A 697-nucleotide genomic window follows, 5' to 3' on the forward strand; every position below is an offset into this window, starting at 1 on the left:
GACCCTGCGCGATGGTCAAGGAAAGCCGCGGCTCGAGCTGGTGGTCACGCCCTCGGGAGACGCCAGGGTGCGCTTCCTGGACGAGAACGGCAACGCCACGCGGGAACTCTCCGCTGACAGTCGGTAGCGCGGGTGCCGCACGCTGCCACGCACACGCCAGCGACGTGAGACGGCCACTGCATGACGGAATATTCACAATTTCCGTCCTGCCTGTGCCTAAGCTCGCTGCGTCTTGTGTGGAGTGTCGACAATGCGCAGCCGCTATCTGATCAGTGCCCTGCTCGCCCTCGCCGCCACCGGGTCGGCCTGGGCGGCCGCGCCGGTGACCTCGGTGGAGGCGCTGGACATGGACCGCTACGCTGGCCAGTGGCATGAGATCGCGCACCTGCCGGTATCGTTCCAGAAGAAGTGCGTCGGCGACATCACCGCCACCTACAGCCTGCGCGCCGATGGCCGGATCAGCGTGCACAACGCATGCCGCCAGGCCGATGGCGATCGCGTCGCCGCGGATGAACTTGCTGGCACCGTCCATTGCGCCGTAGAAGTCAGCTTCCTCACGGACCTCCTCGCGGCGGGCCTTGGCCTCTTCACGCGTCAGCAAACCGGCGTTGAGATCGGCGTCGATCGCCATCTGCTTGCCCGGCATGGCATCGAGGATGAAGCGTGCGGTCACTTCGGACACGCGGCCGGCGCCCTT

The 697-nt window shown here is 66.7% G+C and carries 2 pseudogenes; one reads left to right on the forward strand and one right to left on the reverse strand.

Features of this window, described 5'->3' with window-relative positions:
- Positions 1-346 precede the first annotated feature (346 nt).
- A pseudogene (locus AAE045_RS23530) lies at positions 347-460 on the forward strand (lipocalin family protein); the annotation flags it as partial.
- A 3-nt stretch (positions 461-463) separates the two neighbouring features.
- Here AAE045_RS23530 and AAE045_RS23535 read toward each other — a convergent pair.
- A pseudogene (locus tag AAE045_RS23535) lies at positions 464-697 on the reverse strand (FHIPEP family type III secretion protein); the annotation flags it as partial.

Origin of the sequence: Dryocola clanedunensis, from assembly GCF_038405435.1 — a bacterium.
In the GTDB taxonomy this organism is placed as follows: Bacteria; Pseudomonadota; Gammaproteobacteria; order Enterobacterales; family Enterobacteriaceae; genus Dryocola; species Dryocola clanedunensis_A.